The organism is Streptomyces sp. NPDC044061, from assembly GCF_056434305.1.
On the sequence record NZ_JBWKFL010000187.1, the window covers coordinates 1 to 1,325 of the forward strand.

The following is a 1,325-nucleotide window of genomic DNA, read 5'->3' on the forward strand; positions in this document are numbered from 1 at the left end:
CTGAGGTTCCCCCGAGATGCGGAGTGAGGTGACAGCGGGTCAGATGGTTCTCATGAAAGGACCTGTGACCATGGCTGCTCCCAGAAAGTATCCGCCGGAGTTGCGTGAGCGTGCGGTGCGGATGTACCGCACGTCCGAGCCGAGGCCCGTGATCCGCCGCATGGCCGAGGAACTCGGTGTGCATCCCGAGGCCCTGCGCGGCTGGATCCGCCAGGCCGAGGCCGATGCCGGCGAGCGCGACGACCTGCTGACCACCGACGAACGCGCGGAGCTTGCGGCCCTGCGCAAGGAGAACGCGCAGCTCAAGCGGGCGAACGAGGTCCTGCGCACGGCCTCCGCTTTTTTCGCGGCGCAACTCGACCCGACCCGGCCCAGGTGACGGCGCTCGTTGATGAGCACCCGCATCTGGAGGTCGAGTGCGTACTCCGGGAACTGCACATTCCCTCCTCCACCTATTACCGATGGCGCCGGCGCGAGAAGGAGCCGTGCGAGCGGCAGCGCCGCGACGTGGAGCTGACCGAGCAGATCCGGCAGATCCACCAGGAGTCCGGCGGGATCTACGGCTCGCCGCGCGTGCACGCCGTCCTGCGGCGGGAAGGCGTCCGCGTGGGCCGCAAGCGGGTCGAGCGGCTGATGCGCCAGGCCGAGCTGGCCGGGATCAGCCCGCGCCGCAAGGGCTTCACGCGTCGCGATCCCAAGGCCGCCCTCGCCCCCGACCTGGTCAACCGCGACTTCACCGCCCAGGCACCGAACCGGCTGTGGGTCACGGACCTGACGATGATCTCCACCGGTGAGGGCCCGCTGTGGCTGTCTGCGATCCGAGATGCCTTCTCCCGCCGCGTGGTGGCCTGGGAGACCTCTGCCCGCGCGGACGCGGACCTGGTCCTCACCACGCTCGAGTACGCCCTGGCCAGCCGCGAGGTCGTGCCGGGACAACTGATTCACCATGCCGATCACGGCTGTCAGTACACATCGATCAAGCTCACAACGCGGCTTCTGCGAGTGGGAATTGAGGCATCCATGGGTTCTGTGGGGGATTCCTACGATAACGCCCTCGCGGAGAACCTCTGGATACTGATCAAGACCGAGGGCATCCGCGGCCGCACCTTCGCCACCCGGGCCGAGGCGAACCTCGCGCTGTTCGAGTACATCGATGGCTTCTACAACAGCCGGCGCATCCAGAAGCGGCTTGGCTGGCTCAGCCCGATCGAGTTCGAGGAGAAGCACTACGCCAACCAGGCAACGGCTGAACGAACGAACCGCACACTACTTCAACCTGCCCTGACCAGCTGATCAGCACCTGCCGCACAGCGGGGGAACCTCAG

At 67.1% G+C, this 1,325-nt stretch carries 1 protein-coding gene and 1 pseudogene; both read left to right on the forward strand.

The features are described 5' to 3' along the window. Positions 1-70: 70 nt before the first annotated feature. A pseudogene (locus AC07CM_RS51000) lies at positions 71-373 on the forward strand (transposase); the annotation flags it as partial. 2 nt (positions 374-375) lie between these two features. Then, positions 376-1,293, forward strand: coding sequence for an IS3 family transposase (locus tag AC07CM_RS51005; RefSeq protein WP_478883376.1), 918 nt, complete (start codon positions 376-378; stop codon positions 1,291-1,293). Positions 1,294-1,325: the final 32 nt, after the last annotated feature.